This window comes from Hymenobacter sp. J193, assembly GCF_024700075.1.
GTDB lineage: Bacteria > Bacteroidota > Bacteroidia > Cytophagales > Hymenobacteraceae > Hymenobacter.
Genome location: NZ_JAJONE010000004.1, coordinates 1 through 26,540 on the forward strand (window position 1 = coordinate 1; position 26,540 = coordinate 26,540).

Annotated in this window: 32 protein-coding genes and 1 pseudogene; 20 read left to right on the forward strand and 13 right to left on the reverse strand. The window is 63.2% G+C overall.

Going from position 1 to position 26,540, the window contains the following annotated elements:
• Positions 1-234 precede the first annotated feature (234 nt).
• From LRS06_RS22505 to LRS06_RS22520, 4 genes are all read right to left on the reverse strand, one after another.
• Complete coding sequence (locus LRS06_RS22505; RefSeq protein ID WP_257873624.1) at positions 235-357, reverse strand: hypothetical protein; 123 nt, start codon at positions 355-357, stop codon at positions 235-237.
• 231 nt (positions 358-588) lie between these two features.
• Complete coding sequence (locus tag LRS06_RS22510; RefSeq protein WP_257873625.1) at positions 589-711, reverse strand: hypothetical protein; 123 nt, start codon at positions 709-711, stop codon at positions 589-591.
• A 12-nt stretch (positions 712-723) separates the two neighbouring features.
• A complete protein-coding gene (locus LRS06_RS22515; RefSeq protein ID WP_257873626.1) occupies positions 724-921 on the reverse strand; it encodes a hypothetical protein in 198 nt (65 codons plus the stop codon).
• Positions 922-1,474: 553 nt separating this feature from the next.
• Positions 1,475-1,675: a hypothetical protein gene (locus tag LRS06_RS22520; RefSeq protein ID WP_257873627.1), complete on the reverse strand. Its 201-nt coding sequence runs from the start codon at positions 1,673-1,675 to the stop codon at positions 1,475-1,477.
• Between the two features lie 411 nt (positions 1,676-2,086).
• On the opposite strand from LRS06_RS22520, the gene LRS06_RS22525 reads away from it, so the two are divergent.
• The 7 genes from LRS06_RS22525 to LRS06_RS22555 all read left to right on the forward strand — a co-directional run bounded on the left by LRS06_RS22525 (position 2,087) and on the right by LRS06_RS22555 (position 7,744).
• A complete protein-coding gene (locus LRS06_RS22525) occupies positions 2,087-2,323 on the forward strand; it encodes a hypothetical protein (RefSeq protein WP_257873628.1) in 237 nt (78 codons plus the stop codon).
• A gap of 31 nt (positions 2,324-2,354) precedes the next feature.
• The gene (locus LRS06_RS22530; protein ID WP_257873629.1) at positions 2,355-3,329 is read left to right on the forward strand and encodes a hypothetical protein; all 975 of its coding nucleotides are present in this window, start codon (positions 2,355-2,357) and stop codon (positions 3,327-3,329) included.
• Entirely contained in the window at positions 3,241-5,124 is a 1,884-nt protein-coding gene (locus tag LRS06_RS22535; protein WP_257873630.1) for a toprim domain-containing protein, read from the forward strand. The genes LRS06_RS22530 and LRS06_RS22535 overlap by 89 nt, the downstream gene beginning before the upstream one ends.
• A gap of 79 nt (positions 5,125-5,203) precedes the next feature.
• Entirely contained in the window at positions 5,204-5,341 is a 138-nt protein-coding gene (locus LRS06_RS22540) for a hypothetical protein (RefSeq protein ID WP_257873631.1), read from the forward strand.
• A 148-nt stretch (positions 5,342-5,489) separates the two neighbouring features.
• Positions 5,490-5,750, forward strand: coding sequence for a hypothetical protein (locus LRS06_RS22545; protein ID WP_187317333.1), 261 nt, complete (start codon positions 5,490-5,492; stop codon positions 5,748-5,750).
• Between the two features lie 298 nt (positions 5,751-6,048).
• Positions 6,049-7,344 carry an ArdC family protein gene (locus LRS06_RS22550; protein ID WP_257873632.1) on the forward strand — a complete coding sequence of 432 codons (1,296 nt, stop codon included), beginning with the start codon at positions 6,049-6,051 and terminating at the stop codon, positions 7,342-7,344.
• A 103-nt stretch (positions 7,345-7,447) separates the two neighbouring features.
• Positions 7,448-7,744 (forward strand): hypothetical protein, encoded by a 297-nt coding sequence (locus LRS06_RS22555; protein WP_257873633.1) that lies wholly within the window; start codon positions 7,448-7,450, stop codon positions 7,742-7,744.
• 517 nt (positions 7,745-8,261) lie between these two features.
• Here LRS06_RS22555 and LRS06_RS22560 read toward each other — a convergent pair.
• Positions 8,262-8,990 (reverse strand): ParA family protein, encoded by a 729-nt coding sequence (locus LRS06_RS22560; protein WP_257873634.1) that lies wholly within the window; start codon positions 8,988-8,990, stop codon positions 8,262-8,264.
• A gap of 747 nt (positions 8,991-9,737) precedes the next feature.
• On the opposite strand from LRS06_RS22560, the gene LRS06_RS22565 reads away from it, so the two are divergent.
• The 12 genes and pseudogenes from LRS06_RS22565 to LRS06_RS22620 all read left to right on the forward strand — a co-directional run bounded on the left by LRS06_RS22565 (position 9,738) and on the right by LRS06_RS22620 (position 17,996).
• Positions 9,738-10,175: a hypothetical protein gene (locus tag LRS06_RS22565; RefSeq protein ID WP_187317329.1), complete on the forward strand. Its 438-nt coding sequence runs from the start codon at positions 9,738-9,740 to the stop codon at positions 10,173-10,175.
• Between the two features lie 4 nt (positions 10,176-10,179).
• Positions 10,180-11,204, forward strand: a pseudogene (locus tag LRS06_RS22570) (DUF5712 family protein).
• A gap of 40 nt (positions 11,205-11,244) precedes the next feature.
• Entirely contained in the window at positions 11,245-11,520 is a 276-nt protein-coding gene (locus LRS06_RS22575) for a hypothetical protein (protein WP_257873635.1), read from the forward strand.
• 2 nt (positions 11,521-11,522) lie between these two features.
• A complete protein-coding gene (locus tag LRS06_RS22580) occupies positions 11,523-13,382 on the forward strand; it encodes a TraM recognition domain-containing protein (RefSeq protein ID WP_257873636.1) in 1,860 nt (619 codons plus the stop codon).
• Between the two features lie 43 nt (positions 13,383-13,425).
• Positions 13,426-13,716 (forward strand): hypothetical protein, encoded by a 291-nt coding sequence (locus LRS06_RS22585; RefSeq protein WP_187317326.1) that lies wholly within the window; start codon positions 13,426-13,428, stop codon positions 13,714-13,716.
• A 91-nt stretch (positions 13,717-13,807) separates the two neighbouring features.
• Entirely contained in the window at positions 13,808-15,148 is a 1,341-nt protein-coding gene (locus tag LRS06_RS22590; RefSeq protein ID WP_187317325.1) for a Fic family protein, read from the forward strand.
• A 38-nt stretch (positions 15,149-15,186) separates the two neighbouring features.
• Positions 15,187-15,498: a hypothetical protein gene (locus LRS06_RS22595; RefSeq protein WP_187317324.1), complete on the forward strand. Its 312-nt coding sequence runs from the start codon at positions 15,187-15,189 to the stop codon at positions 15,496-15,498.
• A 38-nt stretch (positions 15,499-15,536) separates the two neighbouring features.
• Positions 15,537-15,734 (forward strand): hypothetical protein, encoded by a 198-nt coding sequence (locus tag LRS06_RS22600; protein ID WP_187317323.1) that lies wholly within the window; start codon positions 15,537-15,539, stop codon positions 15,732-15,734.
• Between the two features lie 52 nt (positions 15,735-15,786).
• Positions 15,787-16,629 (forward strand): GNAT family N-acetyltransferase, encoded by an 843-nt coding sequence (locus tag LRS06_RS22605; protein ID WP_187317322.1) that lies wholly within the window; start codon positions 15,787-15,789, stop codon positions 16,627-16,629.
• A 107-nt stretch (positions 16,630-16,736) separates the two neighbouring features.
• Positions 16,737-17,114 (forward strand): helix-turn-helix transcriptional regulator, encoded by a 378-nt coding sequence (locus tag LRS06_RS22610; protein ID WP_187317321.1) that lies wholly within the window; start codon positions 16,737-16,739, stop codon positions 17,112-17,114.
• On the forward strand, positions 17,111-17,740 hold the full coding sequence (gene merTP, locus LRS06_RS22615) for a mercuric transport protein MerTP (protein WP_187317320.1): 630 nt from the start codon (positions 17,111-17,113) through the stop codon (positions 17,738-17,740). Before LRS06_RS22610 ends, merTP begins: the two co-directional genes overlap by 4 nt.
• Positions 17,741-17,750: 10 nt before the next feature.
• Entirely contained in the window at positions 17,751-17,996 is a 246-nt protein-coding gene (locus tag LRS06_RS22620; protein WP_187317319.1) for a GDCCVxC domain-containing (seleno)protein, read from the forward strand.
• Between the two features lie 10 nt (positions 17,997-18,006).
• On the opposite strand, the gene LRS06_RS22625 is transcribed toward LRS06_RS22620, so the two are convergent.
• On the reverse strand, positions 18,007-18,453 hold the full coding sequence (locus LRS06_RS22625) for a DUF5990 family protein (protein WP_187317318.1): 447 nt from the start codon (positions 18,451-18,453) through the stop codon (positions 18,007-18,009).
• A gap of 95 nt (positions 18,454-18,548) precedes the next feature.
• Complete coding sequence (locus LRS06_RS22630) at positions 18,549-18,911, reverse strand: DUF3703 domain-containing protein (protein ID WP_187317317.1); 363 nt, start codon at positions 18,909-18,911, stop codon at positions 18,549-18,551.
• Between the two features lie 190 nt (positions 18,912-19,101).
• Here LRS06_RS22630 and LRS06_RS22635 point away from each other — a divergent pair, with 190 nt between their 5' ends.
• Positions 19,102-20,085 (forward strand): lipid A deacylase LpxR family protein, encoded by a 984-nt coding sequence (locus LRS06_RS22635; protein WP_187317316.1) that lies wholly within the window; start codon positions 19,102-19,104, stop codon positions 20,083-20,085.
• A gap of 275 nt (positions 20,086-20,360) precedes the next feature.
• Here LRS06_RS22635 and LRS06_RS22640 read toward each other — a convergent pair whose 3' ends face one another.
• From LRS06_RS22640 to LRS06_RS22665, 6 genes are read right to left on the reverse strand one after another with little or no spacing between them, the layout of a single operon-like run.
• Complete coding sequence (locus tag LRS06_RS22640; RefSeq protein WP_187317315.1) at positions 20,361-21,089, reverse strand: DUF305 domain-containing protein; 729 nt, start codon at positions 21,087-21,089, stop codon at positions 20,361-20,363.
• A 58-nt stretch (positions 21,090-21,147) separates the two neighbouring features.
• Positions 21,148-21,315 carry a DUF305 domain-containing protein gene (locus tag LRS06_RS22645; RefSeq protein WP_257873637.1) on the reverse strand — a complete coding sequence of 56 codons (168 nt, stop codon included), beginning with the start codon at positions 21,313-21,315 and terminating at the stop codon, positions 21,148-21,150.
• Positions 21,239-21,877, reverse strand: a complete 639-nt coding sequence (locus LRS06_RS22650) for a DUF305 domain-containing protein (RefSeq protein WP_257873638.1) — start codon at positions 21,875-21,877, stop codon at positions 21,239-21,241. The genes LRS06_RS22645 and LRS06_RS22650 overlap by 77 nt, the downstream gene beginning before the upstream one ends.
• Before the next feature lie 12 nt (positions 21,878-21,889).
• Positions 21,890-23,311, reverse strand: a complete 1,422-nt coding sequence (gene lpdA / locus LRS06_RS22655; RefSeq protein ID WP_187317313.1) for a dihydrolipoyl dehydrogenase — start codon at positions 23,309-23,311, stop codon at positions 21,890-21,892.
• Between the two features lie 46 nt (positions 23,312-23,357).
• On the reverse strand, positions 23,358-24,254 hold the full coding sequence (locus tag LRS06_RS22660) for a cation diffusion facilitator family transporter (RefSeq protein ID WP_187317312.1): 897 nt from the start codon (positions 24,252-24,254) through the stop codon (positions 23,358-23,360).
• Entirely contained in the window at positions 24,251-26,512 is a 2,262-nt protein-coding gene (locus LRS06_RS22665) for a heavy metal translocating P-type ATPase (RefSeq protein ID WP_187317311.1), read from the reverse strand. The genes LRS06_RS22660 and LRS06_RS22665 overlap by 4 nt, the downstream gene beginning before the upstream one ends.
• Positions 26,513-26,540 lie beyond the last annotated feature (28 nt).

Consider the following 26,540-nt stretch of genomic DNA (forward strand, 5'->3'; position numbering starts at 1 on the left):
CCTCCCCGGCCCGGGCCACACCAGGGCGTTTACGGCATTGGTCCGGGTGGTTTTCACCGCAACCGGCGCGAAGGAGAGAAACAGGTAGGACCTCTGGAACAGTACGAGCCGCTCGAAGTAGTGCTTGTTCATCTTGCCCTCGAAGTAGGTCTGCTGCGTTTTGTCTTCGCGGTAGGGCCGGTCGTAGTAGACGTCGGGTTTTCTGTACGATGGTGCCCACCGGCAGGGGCCGCATCACGCCCACGTGCTGTTTGAAGGCGTCGTAACTTCGACCGTCCAGCTTTCCATCTCGGCCGGCTCAATCACGAAGCTCACGGCGACGCGGCCGTCCTTGAAGACCACCTTTGTTTTCTTCAAAGGAATGTATCGGCATCACCGCGTTAAACGCGGTTGTTTTGCGTTTTTTTGCCATGAGGGGGAAAGGGCACAGGGTCCCACGCCAGGTGGCAGGCTGAATGAAGGTGTAGAAAAGCCACCCCATCAGAAAGTCATGAGCCCGGGTCCGGGTGAGGGAAGGCAGGCCCAGGAGGAGGCCGATTTCGACAGGATACCCAGCAGAGTCAGACCTACTGCGCGGAACCTTGACCGCTATGCCCAGAAAAAGCCGAGCAACAGCACGGAGCCGATGAACAGGCCCACCAGTAGGCCCAGGTCCTGCAGGTTCATGCCTGGTGCCTGGGTGGGCTGTTTGATGGATTTATAGGAGCGCATCGTGGCAGCGGCTTAGTTGGTCAAGCCGCCGCCTTCGCTGCCACCCACGGCACTCACTTCGTCGTCCTTGAAGAGCTGGAAGCCGAACCAGAGCAGCACCCCGCCCACGAGCCAGCCCTGGGAGCCCAGCGCGTCTGGGGAGCCCTGACAAACTTCATCACCACCCGAATCAACGCCGATTATGAGGATGATGGCGAAAATGACCTGCACGATGCCACCGACTTTCTCCTCTGACCTGGGTGAGGGGCCGTTCGGCGCTTTAGGCCCTGGCCGCGCTGGCTGAGAGGGCCAGTACTTTCGTATGCGCGCGAAGGCGCGCTGCTCCAACTTAGAGGGTTGGTAGGCCTGGTCGGCCGCCAGCAGATCTGAGTCGTTGGCGGCGGCAGAAGAAGCCGTAGGCGGGAGGTGAACAGGGGTGTTTGCATGGAAATGTAGGAGGGTGAAAAGGTGAATAGGGTGAGAGGTAGGCCCGCGCCTCAGGCAGTAGCGGGTGCGGCGCGCTGGTTTTTCAGCGCCTCGTTCATCACCAGGCGCATTTTTGGCCCCGCCGCTCGGCGGCGGTCAACTCCACGCCGCGGTTGTGCGCGTCGGTCGCCGGGGGCGCTGGGGCCGTGATGTAGTTGTGCTTGGCCCCTTCGGGCAGCTGGCCCGCTTCTGCCGCAGCCGGGGAGTCTGGTCATCGGCCTGACTATCAGCTGCGATTGCCGCGGCCGTTTCCGTCGGGGCGTCCGTCGGGGCTGCTTCCGCTTCTGCCACCGCCACGTCAGCCGCCGCGTCCGCCACGGAGGCGCTTGCGGCGGCGCATCCTGAAGTCGGCCAGCCGATAGTGCCGGGTGCGCAGCGAGGCGTGGTTGCCGTCGAGCGCGGGCGAGGCCAGGGTACTGCCGGCACCCGCTGGCATGGCGTAGCGCCACCAAAGCCCGCCCAGGGCCACTAGGAGCAGAAAGAGCACCAACCACAGCATGGGTTTCCCAAGCAACAGGTCGAAGTTTTTTATGAGCAATTGCGGCAACTATACGGAGCACTTCCGTATAAGTTCTGTTTTAGGAGAAGTTTTGAAGAAGCTACGCCGAAGCTTTGCGGGTGTTCTTGCCCCGAAGCCGACGTGGTTAAATGCCCGCAGCAAGTGTGGTAGTGCAGACGGCCGGCTGGTTTGCTACCTTGCGCGCCCTCCAATTGCTGCTGCATGAACACTTCTATTCCCACTCCCCGACTACTACCCCAGTAGAGCCGGTCAATGCGGGCTTTCCTGACCCCGCGCTCATCGTTTCCTATGCCACCGTTCTGCGCCACATCCGCCACCGCCTCAACACGCTACTGCACGGGCAGCTCAAGCCCTGGGCCCAGCAGCATAAGTTCAACTACGCCCGGCTGATTGAAATCAAAAAAGCTGGAGGAGGAAACCCAGGCCGTGCTCTTGCAGCGGCTGATGACCCACTTCCAGTTCCCCACCGAGCTGCTGCGCATCATCGTGCACCAGTCGCGCCGCCACTTTTTCCTGTTCACCTCGCCCGACAGCCTGACCCGCTTCAAGGCCGAGCTCAACCTCTTCGACAACCCACCCTTCGACGCCCCGGCGCCACCTACTACGCCCACTTCATCCCCTAACTAGCGGAAAGGCCCTGGAGCCCGACCGCTCCACGTTGCTCTTTCCCTATGCCTGCTTCCGTTGCTTCCCGCCGCCCGGCCAGCAAACCTGCGACTACCCCGGCCGCCTTGGGCCCCAACTGCCCAATCCGGCTCTGGCCATAGCCTATGATGAAGCCCGGCGCTACGTGCAGCTGCGACTGCGCAGCCTGCCCCACGGGGGCCTGCGGGCCACCTGCACCGCCTATGGCTTTCCCTACACGACCAGCGTGGGCCTGAAAACCGGTAGCCTGCAGCGCGAAGAGTACCGCCTGGTGCAGAAGCACCTGCGCGTGTTCGGCTTCGAGACCGAACTGGTGCGCCTGTACGTGAGCGGCCAGCTCTGCGAGCACTACCTTTTGCCGACGCGGCGCTGTTGGCTACGCTGCGCGAGCAGCTGGCCGCCCACGAGGAGCTGGTCAGCTAGCTGCCCTCCCCTACTGCTTTTTGGTTTTGATTCCTGCCCCGGATTCCGGCGGCGCGGCTGGTTTGTACCCCTTCCATTCTACTTCTATGCCCGCAACTTCTCCCCGCGCGACAACGACCCGCAGGAGCTCGACCGCTTCAAGCAATCCATTGACCTGGCGGACTACGCCACCCGGCGCCACGGCTACGACGTGAAAAAGGCCGGCCCCCGTGGTCACTGGCACCAGCTGGAAAAGGACAGCGAGATGCTCATCGTCTCCCGCAAGGGCGACCACCAGGTGTACCTGAACCCCGGCGACGACCGGGACTCCGGCTCCATCATCGACTCCGTGAAAACCCGCGAAAACCAGACCCTGGGCCAGGTGCGGCAGACCCTGCGCCAGTACTTGGGCGAGCCCGAGCAAGGCTGGCAGGCGGCCACCTCCCCCACTGCCCGCCCCGGCGGCGTACGCACCCACGCCCACCGGGCCGACCGAGATGGAATCGGAGGCCGAGCGCCGGGCCCGTCTCGTGGCGGCGGTGATGGGCACCCACGCCACGCTAACCGACCGCAGCTACCTGCATAATCGCCATCTCTCCGATGAGACCATCGACAGCCCGGCTTTTCAGGTGCGGGTCTTCACCAGCCAGCAGGGCAACTTCCGCAACACGGCTTTTCCCCTCTACAACGAGCACGGCATTGCCACCGTGGAGCAGCGCAACAACGAGTACAAGCACTTGCTGCAGCTGCCCAAAACCGGGGTGTGGGTGTCGCACCCCACCGAGGGCAAGGACACGCCCGTGCAGCGTATGGTGGTGTCGGAGAGCCCCGTGGATGCCATGAGCTACCACCAGCTCCACCACCGCGGCGCGCAAGGGCAGCCCAACACGCTTTACGGGGCCACCAGCGGCACCGTCACCGAGCGGCAGGTGGAACTCATTCAAAAGCTCATTGACAAGCAGGAGCCGAAGGAGCTGGAGCCATGGCGAACGACAACGACGCCGCCGGCCGCCGCTTCAACATCAATTAACCTCAACGAGCTGCAGGTGCCGCGCCGGGCCGGAAGCCGATGGCCAGGTGGCCTACGACGAAGCCCCCGCCCGGTAGAGCGGCACGCCACAGCCGCCGGCAGGTACCACACCGCCCTGCGGGTGGAGTATCACCACGCCACTCGTGCCGAGGGTACCGAGCAGCTGAGCCAGCTCACCGCGCAGGTGCAGCAGCTACGGCCGGCGGCGGACGAAACGGTGGTCCTGGAGGTGCAGCGGGCCACCCGGCAGGAAACCGTCGTGCGCCTGGTTGTTCCCAATGCTGACAGCCACGCCCTCGAAGACCTGGCCCGCACCCTGCACGCCCAGCGCGAAACGCAGCGCGAGCAGCTTGAGCGCCAGTCCCAAGAGCCAGGCCGGCAGCCCGAGAACTTTATTCGCACCGAGTACGCCATCAGCAAGGACTTTAACCGCGACCTGGAGCTGTTAAGTCAGGGCCTCAGCCGCGAGCAAATTGCACAGCAAGCCCGCACCGACGAACTGGCCAAGGAGCAGCTACGCCAGGAAAAAGCCCGTCAGGAACAGGAGCAGCGCCAGCAGGCTCAGCAGCGCGAAGCCGAGCGTGAGCAGGCAGCCAGCTCACCGGAGGCTCAGCACCGGGATGCTGAGCACCGGCGTCAGGCTGCTGGGCTCGTAGTCGCAGCGGCCAGCGGCGACCCAGCCCTGCAGCGGGCCGTGCAGCTGACGGTAACCGAGCCCACTCCGGCGGATGAGGCCACACCCAGCCAGGCCCAGCAGATGCGGGAGCTGCTGCGCAAGGCCGGCGCCCAAATAGAGTTGCGAGCGGAAACGGACCCCACCAGCGGACAGCTGCGCAGTGAGCTCGACGTACGCTACCAGCCCCACGGTACGCCCGGCGGCCTGCGCCAGCTCAGCCAGACGCTCGATGCGCTGGATAAGTCGCCGTTGGTGACGCTCACCGAACCCGTTGACGAGCAGGCTGAGCGTCGGCGGTTAGCCGCCGCTCCCCCGGAGCAGCAATCGGTGACGAAAACGGCCATCATTCGCATCGACGAGCCGGAGCCGCAGCCGGGGGCTAACGGTCAGGCGGAAGCCGTAGCGGAGCAGCTGCGCGCCGCGGGCCTGAACACCGGCTCGCTGCGCAGCGCCACCGACCCAGCCACTCACCAGCGCCACAGTGAAATCGAAGTCAGCTACCGGCTCGACCAGCCGAACCTGGCGCGGGTTAGTGCGGCGCTCGATGACGTGGCCCGCCAGCCCGGCGCCCACCTGCACGAGCACGCTGCCGACCGGGCTGAGCGGCACCGTCTAGCTCCTAGCGGTATTAGTGCCAGCACCCTAGCCGAGCGTACTGCCGGGCCCGAGCGGTAAGCGGATTCTGCTTCTGAGTCAAAGACCCAGAAAATGTGCGCTGATTCTTTAGTTTTGCAGGAATAGCAAGCTGCCCACCATGCTGGCAAAAACAGGTTCTACTACTCATGCTCCGTTTGGCCTGCTCCTGGCAGACCAGACCCTGGCACCCGCTGCTCTGCGGCCGCTGCCTATTTCCGAGCGCCCGGCCCTGTTTGTGGGTCCGCATCGAGGCTAATCCAACTTCCTGGTAAACGTCCCGCCGCAATTATGCGGCTGCCCGCGGCTTGCTTACTGCCCGCGGGCTGGGCTGTTTTTTCCGGCCCTTGCTATTGCGGGCAGGCCGGAACCCCTTTGCATTCCCTTCCACGCTAGTACCCTCCGTTATGATATCTACCGGTCACCGGCCATTTTCCAACTTCTGCCCGGCCATGAAAGGCCTGATTTTACAGCTTATCCGGGACGAATACCAACCCCTGCTGCAACTACCATCGACCCTGTCGGCCGAGGCCTGGTCCGAGGCCGTTACCAAGGCCAACCCCATCCTGTTTTACCTTAACGACGGCGCCCCCCTGATTCAAATTGGGGAAGCTTCCCGCCAAAGCCTGCTCAAATTTCTCAAGCAGCAATTTGGCCCCGCGCAGTAGGTCGCGGCTCGGCTCGCTGAAACGCCCGGTTGGTTATCCAATCGGGCGTTTTCGTTTTAAACCCTAACCGCCGGTCTCCTAAGCAAACGCTCGGGGAAGCGCCATTCCACCGTCCCCAGGTTACAGATGCGACCACTACCCAGGGTAGTTCAGACGCCAAGGGGCAGTGGGGGAGAAATGTTTTACGAAGGGCAAATAAATCAATAATTGTTGTTAAAAAAGCAACAAATGACGCTAAAAATGCGTTTAATAAGTAAGGAAACGGTTTTAGAAACAGTCACTTAGCCCTTACTCAGCGATGATAAAGCAAGCCCGCCCCGCCGCTCAAAACACTGCCCGCCCCGATGTGTACCAGCTTGTAACCGACCGGGTAATTGAGGCCCTCGAAGCCGGTCAGATTGCCTGGCGCAAGCCCTGGCACGCGGCCTACGGTCTGCCCCGCAACTACGTGAGCGGCCGGGCTTACACCGGCATCAATGCCTTTCTGCTGCACCTGGTCGGCGGCACGCCGTTCTTTCTAACGTTCCGGCAGGCCAAGGAGCTGGGCGGCAACATCCGCAAGGGTGCCAAGGGCATGCCCGTGATTTACTACAACGTCACGACTCGCACCGACAAGCAAACCGGCGAGGAAGAGAAAACGCCATTTATCAAGTACTACACGGTCTTTTCCGTGGACGACGTGGAAGGCGTGGAAATCGTCCTGCCCGAGCAGCCCCAAGACCGGAACCACGAGCCCTTGGCAGCCGCCGAGGCCCTGGTAACGAATTGGGCTACCTGCCCCCGGATTGAGCACGGCGGTACGCAGGCCTTCTATGCTCCGGGTCCTGACTTTGTACAAGTACCCCGCCCGGAAACCTTCATCAGTGGCGAGGCCTATTACTCGACCCTATTTCACGAGCTGACCCACGCCACCGGCCACGCCAGCCGCCTGGACCGTCCCGACCTGGCCGAAGCCCTGCGCCCGAGTGGCCGCGCCGGCTACGCCCGCGAGGAGCTGACGGCGGAAATGGGCGCCGCTTTTCTGTGCGGCCACGCTGGCCTAAACCCCAGCGCCACGCTGGAAAACACGGCCGCCTACCTACAGTTTTGGCTGGAGCAGCTGCGCGGGGATAAAAAGCTGGTGGTGCAGGCCGCCAGCCGGGCCCAGCGCGCGGCAGAGCTGATACTGGGCCGCCCGGCTCCCGAGGATACCGAGCCCGACCCGCAGCCGACCCCCGCCAGCCCCGCCCCTGCGGCTGTGGTCGTGGCCTCTGAGCATGCGCAGCCAGCATGCTGCGGGGAAACCGGGGCCATACCGTCCCGCCCGGTGCTGCCCACGCTGCCACCGGTGATTTTGGGGCAGGAAACCCTGCCTTCGCTGACCACGGTCGTGGTCGCCACGCAGCGCATCGAGCTGACCCGCCTGCTGGAGCATCCCGCCTTTACCGATGAGCAGCGCCGCACGGCCACCGGCCGCATCCTGGCCGAAACCGACCCCGCCCGGCTGGGCCGCTGGCTGACCAACATCATGCAGCGGGTGGCCGAGTGGGAAGACCAAACCCTGGCTGAGGAGGCGCGCCAGAACCCGCGCCCCTATCCGTTGGACGAGTGCTGACCCTTAGCCGTCGCTTACATCTTCTTTCATCGGCGGGACCGGGGGGCAGTGGGGTACCGTTCCACCGTCCCCGGTCTGCCGGCTTGCTTCCTTAACGTTTTTTATGCCTACCCCCCTCCCCCTACCGCCCCGCGTTGCCACCGCGCCGGCCCGGCGGTTTACCGACCTGCTGCGCCACGGCCGCTTCAGCTTCACCGAGCGCGAGCTGATGGAGCACCTGCGCATGACTTACCGCACCATCAAGCAGCGCGAGGCCGACCCGTCCACGCTCACCATCGCCGAGCTGCTGCGGGTTGCGGATTTGCTCAACGAGCCCGTGCAGGACATAATCGCCGTGGTCCTGGCTGAGGTGCAGTCCGGGGTTAGCTCGCCGGCTGGAACTCCCTCTACTTCCCTTTAGCGGGCGGGCCGTGCTGGAGGTAGTAGTTAACCGCTTCGTCGACCAACTCTTTTAAGTACACCCGCCGGCTGTGGTGCATAAGCTCCTCGTGGATGTAAGCCAGGGCGGCCCGCTGGGTTTCCCCCTCCAGGCGAATTAAGGAAGGCTGCAGCCCCACAGCCCCACTTTCCGCCTGAGCTGGTGCTTGTACCTTGGGGGGCGCCCCTCCCCTTGCGGGCTTCCGGCGCTACAGCGGCCTGCTGCGGCTTGGTTACGGGCTGAGCGGCTGGCGCTGGTGCTGCTGCCGCTGCTGCCGGAGCTTTCGTTACTGGCGGAGCGGCCACCGGTGCTGGTACTGGTGCTGGTACTGGTGCTGGTACTGGTGCTGGTACTGGTGCTGGTGCTGGTGCTGGTGGTGCAACGGGCGCTGCGGCCGCTGGCTCCGTGGCGGCTGGGGCTGCCGGCATGTGGCCGGGCTGTCCGCGCAGCATGGACATTTTCTCGTCCGTGGAGATTTTCAGGCGTTGAATCTTGGCCATTACGATACGAGTTCAGAGGTGAGCCCAGCGCGGGCAATCAGTTCGTCGCACAGGGCGCGCACTTCCGTTTCCACGGCAGCATCGGCCCCCACCGCCCGCCGGTAGGCCGGGTTGAGGTAGCTGTAGCGGGTTGAGAGGCGCTTGTAACAGCCGAGCTGGCGCAGCGAGGCCTGCAGGCGCGGCAAGCCCAAGGCGTCGGTGAATTCGTCCATGTCCTTTTCCTCTTTCAGGTTGGTGCGGTGCGAGTGCACGCCGAAGAAGTGGAAGTCCAGCCCCTGCTCCCGCGAGAGCCGGGAAATCTCCTGCAGCAGCTGCATAAAGGAAATCGTGGCCAGGCGCTCGGCGTCCGAGGCCCCCACGGGCACGAGCACCACGTTGGCGCCGCTGAGCACGTCAATCATGGCCGTATCATCCGAGCGGCCCGGCACGTCGATGAACACCACATCGTAGTCGTCGCTGACCTCGTCGAGCCGGTCATACACTTGGCCCATGCCCACTGATTCCAGGGCATAGGGAAAAGCAGGGTCGGCCAGCGTGCCGGCTGCGCGCTCCTGGTCCACGCTGGGCTGGTCGTTGGTCAGGCGCACCCCGGCCAGGGTTTGCTGGGAGTCGGCATCGACCACGAGCACGCGGTAGCCATAGTCGGCCGAGAGCGCGCCGGCCAGCACGGTGATGAGGGTACTCTTACCAATGCCACCCTTCTGGTTGGCAACGCAGATGATTTTCATAAAACGGGGGAACTAACGGGTAAAGCCCCAACGGGCGTAGGCAGGTTGCAAAATAAGCAGCTTATTTCTCAGTTTTCAAACTTACTTGTAAACTTGTTTTTTTGTTTCCTAGAAAATAAAGCAACTATTTTACTAGAAAATAAGCTGCTTGATTTCTTGTCTTGCTTATTTCTTGAAAAAACTTAAAACAAAGGAAACAAAAATTATTGATTACCAACTTCTCAGTAAACATTTATCAAAAGCTCTTAAGAAACTTATTTCCTAAAATCCTAAGAAACAAACCAGAATACGGGGCGTAAAGCGGCAGGGATGCAAGGTCAGAGTTTCTATTTTCCTTGTTTCCTAGGAAATAATAAAAAGGGGTCATCACCTTCTGACTGCGCATCACCGGTGCGGCATGGCATACCGAACAAGCAGCAGACTTAACCTCTCACAAGCAGAACAGCATGCTCCAACCCAAAGCAGAATCAACACGGGCTACCGGGGGAGGCGGCGGTAGCCGGAACCGGCCTAGTCAGCTAGCACCTAGCCTTGCGAATGCCAATAGAGAAGGTAGCAGGGTAGTTAGCAAGAAGACTACCCTTTAATTGCGCTAACGCGCTGATTAAAGGGTAGTTATTTATCAACAGAGTTGATAAAGCTTAAAACGAATCTCTAAATTCTTAATAGACAGCAGCTAGCAGTTAAAAATTGGCTATGCAGGACCAAAATCCCCCATCGTTGTCACCGCCAAGCACTGGCCCGGCCGTGAAGCACCTTACAGTCAGCGGCCCGGCGCACCGGCTAGTAAAAGCGGAGTCCGCCCGGCTGGGCCTAACCCGCACAGAATACGCCGACGCGGCCATCCGCTACTTCGCGGAAAGGAGCTTGAACCCGGTGGAAGCTCAGGCTCGGGAAGGGCAGCTCATTATGGCGGAAGTGAAGCGGCTGGGTGACCGGGTGTTTTCTTATCTGCAGGAGCAGGAGCGGGGCTTGCTGCTGGAAATGGTGCGTTCCCAGCTGCGCCAGCAGGTCGTGCAGGAACAAACGCTGCGGGTTGTGGAGAATTTATTGGCCCCGGAAGGAGGGGAGGCCCTGCATAAAATACAGCGCAAAAATCAGGAGCGTATTGCGGAAGCTACCGCCGCTGGGATGGCGGCCATTAACATTAAGTCTCTGAATAAACAGCCTGGTAACGGGAAATAATGTCATGCACGCCAAGCTAATTAACCCCAAAGCCAGCGGCAAGAAAGCTTATAATAACCAGGGCAGTGCCGCGCAGGCCTTGAATTACCTGACCCACGAGGCCCGGCAAAACGGCCAGGAAGCGCACTTCTTTGACGGGCAGCGGGAGGCACTGGACCGAGAATCCGTACTGGCGGCGCTCGATAACAACGTGAAGGGACTGCGGGCCAACGAGGCCAAGTTCTACTCCCTGGTCTTGAGTCCCAGCCCGGAAGAGCTGGCGCACATCGGGGGCGGTGATGAGGCGAAGCTGCGCGCTTACACCCGGGAGGTGATGGCGGCCTACGCGGCGAACTTCCGCCTCAAAGACGGCGGGGCGGTGGGGAAGGACGAACTGGTATGGGGCGCCATCATTCACCATGAGCGCACCCACCGTGGCACCGACCCGGCCGTGAAGGAAGGGGATGCCAGAGCGGGGCAGCCGCGCCCGGCCTGCAGGCGCATATCCACGTGGTGGTCTCGGCCCGGGACCGAAATCGGCGCATCACGCTCAACCCCGGCGGGCGCGTAAGCCGGTTCAGTCTGCGCGATTGGCAGGAGGAGGCCCGGGTGCAATTCGAGCGGCAGTTTCAGTACCAGGGTCCGGCCCCAAAACGGAAAGAGGCCCCCGCCGTCTACGCGCCCAACCCGAAACGCAACGCGCGAATTGCGGAGCGCGTCGAGCACTTAAACCGCCAGGCGGACCCGAGCCAGCGCCTGGAGGGGGAACGGGTGCAGCGCATCGCGCAGGCCCGGGGCTATGACCCCATTTTCTACGACCGGCTGCGCCGGCTGGAAGACCGGGCCCGGCAGGGGCAGCCGCTGGACAACGCCTACCACCTGCTGGCCACGGGGCGTGAGGAGCCGGCCCGCGCCAATACCGGGCACCATGTGCGGCAGGCCCTGCACAGCCTGCAGCAAGTCCTGCGCGCCAACAGAGGCCCCGAGCACGTGATAACCGAGGACATTGGCGAGCCGCGTCGGCGCGGACAGTGGGAAGCCGAACTGTGATTCAATCAAACCCTACTCTTTAGCTAAACTCTGCATGAGCATGATGAGCGCCCCCCGGCAGCCGGGCAACCAACGCCTGACCGGCTTTTACGTCGGCCTGACCTTTCTCCTGATGGTGCTGGCCGGCGGCGAGTACTACTTTCTGACCCACCCGGACCTAGTGGCGGGGGCCACGTCCGCTGCGGGCCCGAAAGCGGGCTTAGGCACCTCAATTACCACCCGTCTGCTGGGCGGGCTGGGGAGCTTCTACCGGCGCTACGGCCTTCTGGTTCGCGGTGCGGTGCTGGTAGGAGGGGGCTGCTGGCCTTGCTGCTGAAAATGCCCCCCGCCCGGCCCGGGCAGCGGCGCTGGCAGCCCACACAGCTGCAGCTGCGGCGCGTGCAGCTGGCGGCTGCGGGGGTGGGCTCACTCAGTGGGACGCTGCTGCTGGCCCTGGCCCCGTTTTCGGCGGGCATCATTGCCTGGCTCTATCCCACGGCCGCCGGGCTGGTTCTGGGCGCGGGCCTGGTTGCGGGTGTGGTGCGGGCCCTGCACAAGACCGAGCGGTTTGGGCTGCGCACCGAGCGCCAGCAGCAGCAGTCGGAGCACGGCTTTAGCTTGGCCACGACCGATGGGGGCTGGATTAACATTCCCAACCCGTTTCGGGGCACGCTGGTGCTGGGCGGCGCCGGGGCAGGTAAGTCGTATTCCATCGGGGAACCTTTGATTGAGCAGTTCACGCAGAAGGGCTTTGCCGGCCTCATCTACGACTTTAAGTTTCCGGTGCTGGCCGAAGCCGCGCAGAAGGCTTTTGTGCTGGCCGATGCCAAAGCCAGGGCGGCAGGGAAGGAGCCCGCTCAAGTGCAGCTGCACATCATCAACTTTAAAGACCTGGAACGCAGCGAGCGAGTGAACCCGCTACGGGCCGACAAGATGCCGGTGGTGGCTTATGCCAACGAGTACGCCCGCGCCATCATGGCCAACCTGAACCCGGAGAGCATCAAAAAGATGGACTTCTTTGACACCAGCGCCAACGCCTTCCTGACGGCCATCATCTGGTTTTACAAGAAGAACTTTCCCACGTTCTGCACCCTGCCCCACGTGGTGAACACGGCCCTGCACCCGGACTTTACCCACGTGCTGAGCATGCTCGACTCGGACCCCGAGTGCGGGGACATGGTGCGCTCCATCACCACGGCCGTCAAGCAGCGGGCCGAGAAGCAGGTGGCCGGCGTCATTGCCTCGCTGCAGATTGTGCTCACCCGCATTAACTCACCGGAAATTGCCTGGGTGCTCACGCCGGACGAGGCGAGAGGGGAGGGGTTCAGCCTGGAGCTGAACGACAAGAAAGCCCCCAAGGTACTAGTGGTAGGCAACGACCCCACACTCAAGGAAACCTTCTCGCCGGTCATCAGCTGCATCGTAGCAGTGGCCCTGAAGCTAATGAACCAGCAGCACAAGCACCCGAGCTACGTGTTCCTCGACGAGGCCGCTACCATCTACGTGCCCAACCTGGAGGTGATACCGGCCACGGCGCGCAGCAACAAGGTGGCCATGATTTACATGACCCAGGACCTGAGCCAGATGATTGACGCTTATGGCCGGGAGAAGATGCAGGTGATGGTGAGCAACCTTAACAATCAGTTTTTCGGCAAGGTCAATTCGCTAGAGACAGCCAAGTTCGTGTCTGAGCTTGTGGGCAAGGAAGACCGGGAGATGGTATCGGCCAGCCTGGGCCGCAGCCAGAGCGGCGGCGCCCGCGGCGCGGGCAGCAGCAGCAACCAGAGCGTGAGTTGGCAGGAACGCAACCTCGTGCGCCTGCAGGACACCATTACCCTGGAGACGGGAGAATTTATCGGGCAGACCGTGGAAACGGAGCAGCCCTTTTTCCAGGGGAAAGTGGCGCGTCAGGCCACGCCAGGCAATTACCCGCTGCACCCCTTGGCCACGTTCGAGGGCGGGCCGGCGCCGGTACTGGAAGCGTCGCCGGCAGGGAAGGAGCCCAGCCAGGACTGGCTGAGCCAGCGCCGGGCGGCGCGGCAGGCCGGGAGCCAGCCCGCAGCCGAGGCGGTCGGCGCCCTGCAGGCCGTCATTCAGGCCAACTTTGCCCTGATACGCGAGGACGTGGCCGGCATCGTCGGGCAGTACGCCAACACCCTCAAGCCGGGCCAGATGCCGGACAATGAGCCCATGCTTTAGGCGGTATTTGAGGCACCTTCAGGGCCGGTTTTTTGTTAATTAAATGCCTCTAGTTCCTCCCATTTACGTATTTTGCATGATGGAAACGCCCGCCTATCCGACCCCGCAGTTTGGCCCCCGCGAGCAGACCCGCGAGCAGCGGCAGTTCATCATTAGCCAGTCGCTGGGCATCACCCGCAGCCAGGGTCCCTATGAAGTGCCGGAGTGGCAGGCCGCGCTCCACGAGCAGTATATAGATGGGCTGGTTGACTTGGATTACGTGGGGGCGCGCCACGACGAATACCGCGCTCAGCTCATCGCGAGCCAGGCGCCTGCCGCCGCGGCAAGCAAGTAATTCTCTTTCGCAACACCTCAGCCCGGCCACCAGCGCCGCGCGGTTTTGCCCCGGCGTTATTCGGTTACCGAGCGCCGGGTACTGCACGTTTATGACTGACCGCTTCACCAATCCGGAAACCGGCGTTTTCCACAACCGGCTCGGCCTCACCGATGCTGACGAGCTGGACCGGGAAACCAAGCGCCTTTCCCTGCGCCGGCTCGCGGAGTTGGCCGCCGGCCGCGGCCCGCAAGGCGACAGCTTTGATGCCGCGCGGCTGCGCGCGACGCACCAGTACCTTTTCCAGGACACATTTGAGTGGGCCGGCCAGACCCGCCGGGAGGGTACTTTTCAAGGAGTCAAGGCGGCCGACCTGCCGGGTATCGAGCGGCCCATGCACTTCGCGCCTTATGAGCGTATTGACGAGCGTTTGAACGCGCTGGGTGAGCAACTCAAGCAGGAAAACAACCTCAAGGGCTTGCCCACCCCGGCCGCGTTTGCCGAGCGGGCGGCCTACTACTTTGACCACTACAACCACGTGCACGCCTTCCGCGAGGGCAACGGGCGCACGCTTCAGGCCGCATTCAGTGAGCTGGCGCAGCAGGCGGGCTACCGGGTTGACTTTGCCCAGGAGCACGAAAAACTTAACCCAGCCCGGGACCAGGGTATTGTGAGTATGCACGGGGCGCTTCACCGCGAGAAGGACTTGCAGGCCCTACGTGACTTGTTTGCCCGCAACACCACGCCCCTGCCCGGGCCGGAAGCCGAGTTGGCCCGCCACTCCAGTCAGGTCCGCCCCCTGCCCGACGGACCGACCCCCGCGGTCCGGCAGATAGAGCAGCTGCGCGAACTGGTGGCCGCCACCCCGGCCCTGCAGCAGCTGGTGGCCGGCGTGGACTACCGGCGCAACCAGCGCGCGGACGCCTTGCTGAGCCAGGTGCTCGACATCGACCGCAACCCGCAGGCCGGCGTGGTCCAGCACGGAGCCGGCCTGCAACAACTGCTACAGGAGGTAGTGCAGGATAAACGCTTTCAGGACCCGGAGTCCAAACGCGAGGCTGCCCGTTTTGGGGCTGCGCTGGCAGTTATGCAGCCCCCGGTGCCAAGTAAGGAAGTTGCTTCCACGCCGGCTTTACCGGTTACCAGCTCAGCGCCCGCGGGAACAGCCGCTTTTGTGCAGGCCGCCAAACAGTTGGTGGAAGGGTTGGAAGAACAGGGCTACCCCGGGCCGGCGGATTCCTTGTCGCGGGCCGCCAAGGCCGTGGAGAAATCATCTTACCTGGGCGGGGCTAACCTACAGGCAGTGGCCGAGGCATTGACCAGAGCCGAAAAGATACCGGCATTGGCCGACGATGCCGCCACCCTGCGGGGGGCTGGGCGCAGTTTGCAGGAAGCACAGCGCATCGCCTCGCTACCGCCGCCCGGCCGTGAACATGAAGGCCCGGAACGGTAAGCACCCGCCATCTCCGCACGTAATCCCAAACCAGACCCATGGATTTATACATAGAAGCCGAGTACGAAGCGGCCAGCTGGGAGCTGGAACAATTGCTGGACCAGTGGCCCCAGCAAGCGGAGCGCACGCTTACGCTGCTGGCAGCAATCGAAGAATTCTTTCGGCAGGGCGCTTGCCATTGGCCCGAGCCAGTACCCGCGCGCCTGCCCGAAGGGCCGGTTGAGAAAGCACGTCGGGCCCGGGCATGGGCCCACCGGGAAAATCCTGCGCTGGCCCGGCAGTACCTTTTCAACTTAGCCCAGGCCAAAGAGGCCTTAACCATCCGGGAAAGCCAAGCGAAGAGCGGATAAGCCACAATTGACTGCGGCCAACTGCTACCTTGCCACTGATGAAGGACGATGAACTTGAGTTTTTGCAGGAACAGCTGGAGGCAACCGAGTTGCTGCCCTGTGCCACTTGCCGGCAGGAAACGCTACACGCCCATGTAGAGGTGCTGGAGCGCTATGCTCACGCCACGGAGTTGCTGATGGAATGCACCGCCTGTGGCACTCGCCGTACCTGGATGCAGCTCGAAACGCCAGAGTAGCATTCAGGCCGGCAGCAACGCGTGCTGGCCCAAAACACCCATACTCTTTCAAATGGCAAAGCTTTTAACGTTTACGCACTTTCAAGACTTCCTGGACCATAACCAAAAGCATCTGGAAGCGCACTTTTACGTCTACTTCCACGTGTTTAAGCTGCTACCCCGGCTGCGAAGCAAGGAATCAGGCGTTTTCAACGCTTACAACATCGTGGACGAAGACGGCCACCAAATAATAGCCCTGCACGTCACGGGTAGTTATTATCTGTTCAGCTTTGGGTGGACGGCCCCGATGCTGGACTTATTGGCTGCGCAGGTAGATGTTGGCAACTGCAAGCAGGACTTTCAGTTTCTAGGGCAGCGCGACTTGATTGTTGAGCTACTGCAAAGGCACGACTGCCAGTGGCGGGTGTTCAAGGAACGGCTCGTCTACCAATGTGATGAAGTGTTGGGCAAAAGCCATGTACCTAATGCCAGCGTTGAAAATGGCAGCTTGGAGGACGTGCATGCGCTGACTGAAATGACGCTAGCGTTTGATGCGGACGAATATCCCGACAAGCCTTCCCGGGATGAGGACAAGGCGTTTGGGCAGGTGCTGTACGGAATTGAGAATAATGGCTTGTTCGTGGTCAAAAGTCAAGGCGAGGTCTGCTGCATGCTGCAGGTGATGGAAACCGAGGAGTTTAATAACCCCCTGCTGGGCAGCTTGTACACGCTGCCGGAACACCGGAATAAAGGGTATGCTTCCTTGCTGCTGAGGACAGTGACCAACGGGCTGTTGCAGCACAGGGCTGAGGTTTGCGGTTTGCTCTCAGATATCACCAATCCCGCTTCCAATAAAGCTTTTATAAACGTGGGGTACCGTCCCATCTACCATTGGGTTAATGTCATAATGGGCTGAACCAGTCGATAGATTAACCGGCATAAACTTATTGGCGGGACGATAAGGGAGACGTATTTTAGCGTTTGCTTAAATAAGAAAACACTACCTTTGTTGAAATTCAGGTTATGACCTCACCTACTTGCATTCGGGTTTTTGCTGATACTGCCCACATTGAACAGAGCAAACACCGCTTGGCCGCCGCCGAGCCGGAGCTGCAGTCACTGGCAGCCGTGTTGGCACTGGCCGGCAACGAGGTACGCCTGAAAATGCTGTTTCTGCTGCTGGACAAGCAGCAGCTGTGCGTGTGTGACTTAGCCGACGTGCTGCAGATGAACGTGTCGGCCATCTCCCAGCACCTGCGCAAGCTCAAGGACGGGGGGGTGATACAGGCCCGCAAAGTAGGGCAAACGGTATTTTACTCGCTGTCGGCGGCGCATTTGTCCGTGCTGCAGCCGCTGCTGACTCCGGCATCCACCTCTGCTTCCCTCACACCTGCCCGATGAATTCCACACCCGCTACTCCCACCAAGTCCCTGGCCGGCACGGGCCTGCTGGCCGCCCTCGCCGCTTCGCTGTGCTGCATTACCCCGCTGCTGGCCATTGTGGGCGGGCTGGGCGGCGTGGCCAGCACGTTTGCCTGGCTGGAACCGTTGCGCCCCTATCTCATTGCCCTGACCGTTGGCGTGCTGGGCTTCGCTTGGTTTCAGCACCTGCGACCCGCGCCCACGGCAGCCGATGACTGCGGCTGCCCCGTGCCGGCCAAGCCTTCGCTGATGCAGTCGCGAGGCTTTCTGGCTACAATCACCGTGCTGGCCGCGCTGCTGCTGGCCTTTCCCTACTACGGAGCGCGGTTCTACCCATCGGCAGCTCCCCAGCCCGTGGTGGCCACCAGCGCGGCCCCGGTGCTGCAAACCAGTTCCTACCGCATCGGCGGCATGACCTGCGAGGCCTGCGCCCGCCACGTCGAGCACGACGTGCAGCAGCTGCCGGGAGTGCAAAGTGTGCAAGTGTCCTACGAGCAGGGCACTGCCCAGGTCCGCTTCAATGCGGCCGTAACCCCGGCAGCCAAGGTCGAGAAAACCATCAACGGCACGGGTTATTCGGTGCTGAATCCTTCCGCCACCCGTTAAGCGCCTTTCCATGATTCCAATAACGCCTTCTACCCCCGCGCCCACCGTGACGCTGACTTCGGTGCTGACTTGCCCGGTGTGCCAGCACGCGCAGGCCGAGCAGATGCCGACCGACGCCTGCCAGTGGTTTTACGAATGCACCAGCTGCCACACGGTGCTTAAGCCCCTGGCCGGCGACTGCTGCGTGTACTGCTCCTACGGCACCGTGCCCTGCCCGCCCATCCAAACCGCCGGCCCGAAAGGCTGCTGCGGTTAAGCGGCCCGGACTAGCGGGCAAACGCCGGCGCAAGAACCCAGCCGTTGCCCAGCAATCGCACGCTGGCGCACGCCGGGCCGCCATCCCGGGCTTGTCCGTGGATGGAAGCCTGCAGGACAAGTCCGGGGCTGCTCAAGGTTTGCTCCAGCATCTCGGGCGTGAGCGTAGGCAACGGAACTTTCGCCCGGCGCGTCCAGCACGAATTGACCTGACCAGCGGAGGTGCCCGCATTCACGTAAAGAAACCGTCCGCTTACCGGGCCTTGCACCCCCGGTCCGGTGAGCCGGGGCTGCACTTCGCCCTTAGGAAAGCTAACCGTCAACGAAACCTCGAAGACGAGCCGCTCCGGGGTCCACACCACCGGCAAAATCAGTTCTCCATTCCCCTGCTGCACGGCCATCTGCACACCCACGGGCGCATCAAGTACCTGCAGCTGAAAAAGTAGGAGTTGCTTCATGTCAGCAAGGTAGAGCTTTCATGGACTACCATTCGCCCCTTGATTAGATGGGGCACAAACCGCAAGGGGCTTTTGCGCTAACGCATGCCTTTAGGCTAAGTGTATTGGGTCAACAGATGCTGCAGGTCGGCCGGAACGGGCATGGGCTGCTCGGCTTTGACGTTGGCACCCCCGGTATTGCCCGTAGGCACTTGCCCGACTAGCGAGCCCAGAAAGCCAAACACGATGCGGGGCAATTGCCCTATGATTTCGCGCAGGTTTCGGGTGCGCAGGCCGTGCAGCAGCATAAGCAGGTGCACGTGCGTGTGGGACATAGCCCAACGCTGGCCCAGCACGTGGGCCCGCTCCAAATGATGAAACGCACCGGCCGCGTCCTGCCGGGCGTAGGCCACCCGGGCGGCCTGCAATTCCCGCTGAAAGTGAGGCCGCAGTGACGGAGGGAGACGAAGGGGGTGCATGGCTTTGGAAAGTAGAGAATTACGTAACAAAAATAACTGTTAAGTAAGGCAGCACCGCTGAAATTCCGTGGTCCTACCCCGGACTGGGCCCACCTCATGGCGGGCAAGGTTTCCTCGATATTCCCTTGAGCCCGCAACCCAAAACGGATGCCTGTGGCGTAGGTATCGTTGCTAATTTAAAGCCTTTGTCATGATGCGTGGTCTTTGCGGGGTAGTATTCGTGCTTGGGCTCGTGCCACTGGGTGCCCAGGCCCAGCTCCCCACGGACAGCACCCGGGTCAGCGAAGACCGGTTGCTTGAATACTCCTTTGCCAACGACGCGTTTCTACGAACCGACTACTACTACACCCAAGGCATGACGTTGCTGCTGGTAAGCCCGGGCCTGCAACGCTCCCCGGTGAACCGGATTCTGGGGCCGGTGCCGGCGGGTAGTACCCTGCACCACGGTATCCGCCTGCACTACGACGGCTTTACGCCCCTGCGCATCCAGGACCCCTCTATTCGCGTTGGGGACCGGCCCTACGCCTCCTACATCTTCGCCGACCTGCTGCGCGTGGCCACGCACCCCGGCCGGCGGCTGCGGTTGACCACAGCCCTAAACGTGGGCATTCTGGGTCCGCCAGCGGGCGCCAAAGGCTTCCAAACCAAGTTTCACGAACTGCTCGGCGCCCCGACGCCCCGCGGCTGGGACTACCAGGTGCAAACCGACGTGGTGCTGGGGTGCGAGGCCCGGCTGGAGAAGCAGCTGCTGGCCCTGGGGCGAGTGGCCGAACTCAACGGTTCGGCCAGTGCTTCGCTGGGGACGCTGCAAACTTACGCGGCCGCGGGCACTACCCTGCGGGTGGGCTGGCGCCAGCCCACGTTCGAGGGGCTTGGCGTCGCAAGCCGGGCAACTCGTTGCCCGCACGGACGGGTGCAGGCCTACGGGCAGGCGCAGGTTGAAGGCCGCTTGGTAGGCTACAATGCCACCCTGCAGGGTGGGCTCTTCAATCGCCGCAATCCCTATGTGCTGCCGGCGTCGGCCGTGAGCCGGGCGGTGGCGCAGAGTACCGGCACGCTGGGACTTGGCTACGCGGGCGTGCGCGTGGAAACGGCCCTGACCTGGATTTCACCAGAGTTCACGGGCGCCCGCACCCACCGATGGACCACCATCAGCATCCGAGTGGCTTTTTAAGGAGCCTTCTTCTGTAGGGGGTAGCCGCTGCCAGGAGAACTTTCGCTGCCACCCCACCCAGTGCCACGCTGGCCGCCTGGTCGTCTAGGTATAGCTCGCGCCGCTCCCGGGCTTATTGCCCGTAAAACTGGCCCAGCAAGACCAGAACGCCGACGAAGAGGTAGATGCCCATGCGTTGCAGCTTCAGGGCGGGCTTATGGTGTTCACACATGCCGGCCTAACACAGTTGGGCGGGATTCCGTTGCATGCCCTCTTGATTGTGCCCGCTAAGAGGCTCACCGGGCCTTGGCCGGGTGCTGCCTGAGCCACGCCCGAACCTGGTCAATCTCCCGCTGCTGGTCAATCAGGATAAGGTAAGCTGTTTTTTTGAGCCCTTCGTCGCGGCCCAACTCCAGCTCGGCCCGGGCCAGGGTGATGGAGTTTTCGTGGTGCGGAATCAACAAGGTCGCGTAGTCACGGTCGATGTCTCCGGTGCCGGCGTCCTGCCGCTGCTCCTCGACTTTCGCCGGGGGGGCGGTCCGGCTGGTGTCGCCGGCGATGAGCCGGTGCGCCGCCGGGTGCAAGCCCTTGGTGGCCGCTTCCAGCAGCTCCCCCAGCTCGTGGGACTGCGGGGTGTGCTCCGGATAGGTGGGCGGCTGGTCCAGGATGCGCTGAATGGCCGAGTCCAGGCCGGGAATCAGCTGCTGGTGCGCCCGGTGAATGTCGCGGGCCAGGGCGCGCAGCGTAGCATCTCGCCCGTGCTCAAGCTCCAGGGCCGACATGGACACGGCGGCCTGGTGGTTTTCCCGCATGAGCCGGGCAAAGTACAGGTCCAGATTACCGGTGCGGGGCAAAGCCTGGGAGTGCTCATCCATCGTGTGCAGGGCCTGCATCATGGTGGAAGGCACTTGCGCCATGTGCGCGTCCTGCGTCTCGTCGGTTTTGCGGCCGCAGCCACTCAGCAGCAGTCCTAGGAGCGACAGGACCGCGGCGAGTTTGAAAACAGACAAAGCGGGGGCAAACATGGCCGGAAGATAAGCTGGGGAAAGGCTGGAAATGAGGGAAAGGCAGTTTGGGCCGGGTTTAGTTGGTCACCCCGGCGGGGTTGCTTTTCAGCCAGCGCTGAAATTGCTTGATTTCCTGCTGCTGGTCGCGCACGATGCGCCGGGCCGCATCACGCAGCTCGGCGTTGCGGCCAAACGCCAGCTCCGCCTGGGCCAGGGCTACGCCGCTGCGGTGGTGCAGCTCCATCAGAGTGGCAAAGTCGGCGTCGGGGCTGCCGGGCAGAGTCGGCACCTGGCGCAGGGGGGGCCAAGGCCGCCGCAATGCGGCGCACGAACGGGTCTTTGGCGTTGCCCGGCCGGTACTCCTGCCCGGCGGGCGGCTCGCGTTTGAGAGCCAAGGCGAGCACGTGGGTGTCTTTTTCGTGGCTTTTCACCACGTGCTGGGCCATGGCCCGCAGGGTAGAGTCCTTGCCCCGCGAGATTTGCACGGCCGCCAGGCGCTGGGCCCCGGCGTGGTGCACAATCATCAGGCTGGCAAAGTCTTCGTCCCAGCAGCCGATGCGCCGCACGGCATCCAACTGGCGGACCATGAGCTGCAGGGAGTCGGCCAGATTCGGAGGCGCGACCGGGACCGGAGCAGGCCGGGGCTTGTCGTGTATGTCGGCTTCGTGGGCCGCTGAGTCGGTGGGCTCGGAGTTGCAGCCGCTCACGGCCAGGGCCACGAGCAGGGCCGCGAGCAAACGCGCCCCGTCGCACTGGAAGCGGCGGAGCAGGGTGCCGGGGAATGGGGCAAGCAGGTTGGAAGGCATGGCAAGCGGGAGTTACATGTTTAAGGCCCCGATGCCCGCCGCGTTCAGGCTCGCTTCTTTGAAGGCTTCGGCGTAGGTGGGGTGGGCGTGCGACATGATGCCCACGTCCTCGGCCGACCCGCGGAAGCTCATCACGGCTACGGCTTCGGCAATAATGTCGGCGATGCGGGCGCCTATCATGTGCACGCCCAGGATTTCGTCGGTGCCGGCGGCGGTGAGCACCTTCACCAGCCCCTCCGTATCGGCCCCGGCCAAAGCCCGCCCCGAGGCGGAGTAGGGAAAGGTGCCCACCTTGTAGGCGGTGCCACTTTCCTTGAGCTGCTCTTCGGTGTAGCCCACGCCGGCTACTTCGGGCCAGGTGTAGACCACCCCCGGAATGAGCAGGTAGTTGACGTGGGGCTGGTGGCCGGCAATGCGCTCGGCCACGAACACGCCCTCGTCGGAGGCTTTGTGGGCCAGCATGGCCCCGCGCACCACATCGCCTAGGGCCCAGATGCCGGGCACGTTGGTTTGCAGCTCGTCGTTGACTTTTACGCGGCCCTTCTCGTCCAGCTCCACGCCGGCCGCGGCCAGGTTCAGGCCGTCGGTGTAGGGCCGGCGACCCACCGACACCAAGCAGTAGTCGCCTGCCAGCTGCAAGTCGGCGCCGCCGGCCGCCGGGGTAGCTGTCAGCTTCACCGTCTCTCCTTCCCGCGTCACGGCCGTGACCTTGTGGGAGAGGTAAAACGCCAGCCCCTGCTTTTTAAGGGAACGCAGCAGCTCCTTGCCCAGGGTGCGGTCCATGGTCGGGATGATGGCGTCGGTGTATTCCACCACCGACACCTGGCTGCCCAGCCGGGCGTACACCGACCCGAGCTCCAGGCCAATAACGCCGCCGCCCACGATAATCAGGTGCTTCGGCAGCTCACGCAGCGCCAGCGCCTCGGTGCTGGTGATGATGCGCTCCTTGTCCAGGGTGATGAAGGGCAGGGTGCTGGGTTTGGAGCCGGTGGCAATGATAATGTTCTTGGCCGTCAGCTGCTGCCCTTCCCCACCGCCCCCGTCGCTGGGCGCCACCTGCACGGTGGTAGCGTCGACAAACGAGGCCACGCCTTGAATGACGTCCACCTTGTTTTTCTTCATCAGGTACACCACGCCGTCGCACACCTTGCTTACTATCTGGTCCTTGCGCGCCATCAGGCGAGGTAAATCGGCGCGCAGGTTGTCGGCGTCGATGCCGTGCTCGGCAAACTGGTGGGTGGCTTTCTGGTAGAGCTCGGTGGATTCGAGCACGGCTTTGCTGGGGATGCATCCCACGTTGAGGCAGGTGCCGCCCAGGGTGGGGTACTTCTCGATAATGGCCGTTTTCAGGCCTAGCTGGCCGCAACGGACGGCCGCGATGTAGCCGCCGGGGCCGGAGCCGATGATGAGAACGTCGTAGGAAGCTGCGGACATGAGCGGAGTTGGAGCGAGTGAAGGGTGGGAAAGCAGTGGTAGTGTTCTACAGGTGAGTTTCGTGTTGGGCGAAGTCGCCGCGTTCCACCTGAATGGTAGCGTGCTGCACGGCGTGCTTACCGGTCACGTAGGCGTGGGCGCGGGCCAGCACGTCGTCGTGGGTGGCACCCTCGGCCAGCACCACGTGGGCGCTGAGGGCGTTGACGCCCGAGGTGAGCGACCAGGCGTGCAGGTCGTGCACAGCCGCCACGCCCGGCTCGGCCAGCAGGCCCTGGCGCAGGGCTTCCAGGTTCACCTCGGCCGGGGTGCCTTCCAGCAGCACGCCCACGGCCTCCTTGAGCAGGGTCCAGGTGCGCGGCAGAATGAACAGGCCGATAAGGGCCGAGAGCAGCGGGTCGGCGTAGTACCAGCCGGTGGTGAGCATGATGATGCCCGCCGCGATGACGCCGATGGAGGTGAGCATGTCCGAGAGTACCTCGAAGTAGGCGCCTTTCATGTTCAGGCTCTCGTCTTTGCCCTGGCGCAGCAGGTACATGCAGTACAGGTTGATTACTAACCCCGCCCCGGCAATCCAGAGCATGGAGGTGCTTTCGACCTTGGGCGGGTCCAGAAAGCGGAAATAGGCCTCGTAGAGAATGTAGAGCGAAATCAGGATGAGCACCACCGCGTTGGTGAGGGCCGCCAGGATTTCAAAGCGGTAGTAGCCGTAGGTTTTCTCCGGGGTGGCCGGCTTTTCGGCGAAACGGATGGCCAGCAGGGCCAGCCCCACGCCGGCCACGTCGGTGAGCATGTGGCCGGCGTCGGCCAGCAGGGCCAGGCTGCCAGTGAGGTAGCCGCCGATGACTTCGGCCACCAGGTAGGCCAGCGTTAGGAAAAACACGATGGTCAGCTGGCGCTTGTTGCGCGAAGCGGCACTGCCGCTCATGCCGTGGGCCCCGCTCATGCTGATGGACCGGAATGATGGTGCGGGCCTTCGCGCAGCTCGCGGGGCATGGACTCAACGACCGACAGGTTTTTCTGGGCCAGTGGGGCAGCAGGCGCAGCCGGTGGCGTACCGCCCGTGCCAGGCGTGGCGTAGTCCATGCGCTGGATGCGCACGGCGTTGAGAATGGCCAGCAAGGCCACGCCTACGTCGGCAAACACGGCTTCCCACATGGTGGCCAGGCCGCCGGCGCCGAGGATGAGCACGATGCCCTTCACGATAAAGGCCAGCCAGATGTTCTGCCACACCACCGAGTGGGTGGCGCGGGCAATGCGCCGGGCGGTGGCAATCTTGCTGGGGTGGTCGGTCTGAATGACGACGTCGGCCGTTTCGATGGTGGCGTCGGAGCCCAGGCCGCCCATGGCAATGCCCACGTCGGCCAGCGCTACCACGGGGGCATCGTTCACCCCATCGCCCACGAAGGCCAGCTTGCGGCCCGCGTCCTTGTATTCCTGCACGTAGCGGGCCTTGTCTTCGGGCAGCAGCCCGCCGTGGGCCTCGTCAATGCCCAGCTCCTTGGCCACGCGCTGGGTGATGCTGTCCTTGTCGCCGGAGAGCATCACGATTTTGGTGATGCCGTCGGCGCGCAGCTCCTGAACCGTGCGGGCGGCGTCCTCTTTGGGTGAGTCGGCCACGGTGACGTAGCCGGCGTACTTGCCATCCACAGCCGCCACCACGATGCTGTCCAGAATCTGGTCAACTTCAGTAGGATAAGGCACGCTGAATTTGGTCAGCAGCTTGGTGTTGCCGGCCAGCACGTCTTTGCCGTCCACTTTACCGCGCATGCCGTGGCCGGAAATCTCTTCCACGTTCTCCACCGAAACGCCCTGCACCGCCGCGCCCACGTGCAGCACCACGGCCTTGGCGATGGGGTGGGTGGATTTGGTTTCCAGCGCGCCCACCAGCCGCAGCAGCTGCGCGGACTCCAGGCCCGGCGCGGGCTGCACCTGCTGCACGGCAAATACACCCTGGGTGAGCGTGCCGGTCTTGTCCATGACTACCGTGTCGAGCTCGCGCATCACGTCCAGGAAGTTGGAGCCTTTGAAGAGAATGCCCGCTTTGGACGCGGCGCCGATGCCGCCGAAGTAGCCCAGCGGAATGCTGATGACCAGCGCGCAGGGGCAGGAGATGACCAGGAACACCAGGGCCCGGTAGAGCCAGGTGCGGAACACGTAATCGTCCACCACGAAGTAGGGCACCAGCACCAGCAGCACGGCCAGGGCCACCACGATGGGCGTGTAGACCTTGGCGAACTTGGTAATGAACTGCTGGGTCTTGGCCTTGCGGCCCACCGCGTCCTGCACCATGGCCAAAATGCGGGCCAGCTTGGTGTCCTTATAGCCGGCCGTCACGGCCACCTGAATCAGGCTCTCCAGGTTGACCATGCCGGCCAGCACGGCCTCGCCGGCCTGCTTGGTCTGGGGCACGGACTCCCCGGTCAGGGCGGCGGTGTTGAAAGAAGCCGGGCCCTTGGTCAGCGTGCCGTCCAGGGCCACTTTTTCGCCCGGCTTCACCTCGATGGTGTCGCCGACTACTACCTCCTTGGGGTCGAGCACCAGCGGCTGCCCGTTGCGGATGACGGTGACTTCGGTGGCCTGGATTTCGAGCAGGGCCCGGATGCTGCGCTTGGCGCGGTTCACGGCCGCGTCCTGAAACAGCTCGCCCACGGTGTAAAACAGCATCACGGCCACGCCCTCCGGGTACTCCCCGATGGCAAAGGCCCCGAGCGTGGCGATGCTCATGAGCAGAAACTCGTTGAACACGTTGCCCGAGGGGATGCTGAGCACGGCGGCTTTCATCACCTTCCAGCCCACAAGCAGAAAGGCCACCCCGTACCAGGCCAGGCGCACGTATTTAGTAAACCAGGTTACGTCGTAGTAGTCCAGGGCCAGGCCGCCCAGCAGCAGGGCCAGGGCCACGCCGGGCCACAGGTAGGGGTTGGCACCCACCGGGCCGTGGTCGTGGTCGTCGCCGCTGGCGTGGTCGTGGCCGGCGTGCTCGTCGGCAGCCTGGCCGGCCAGGTCCACGACCTTTTTGCCGGCGGGGTGGTCGTGGCCTTCGTGGTCGCTGTGGTCGTGGCCGGGCACGTCGTGGCCTTCGGGCGCGGCGGCGGCTTCGGGCGTGAGCTGGTCGCGGCTCAGGGCGCCCACGTTTTCGAGCTTCGCCTGCTTGGCGGTGTTGAGCTCTTCGTCGGTGTTGGGGGAGGTTGGGTCAGGCATGGGAATAAGAATGTCAGGGGTAAGAGTA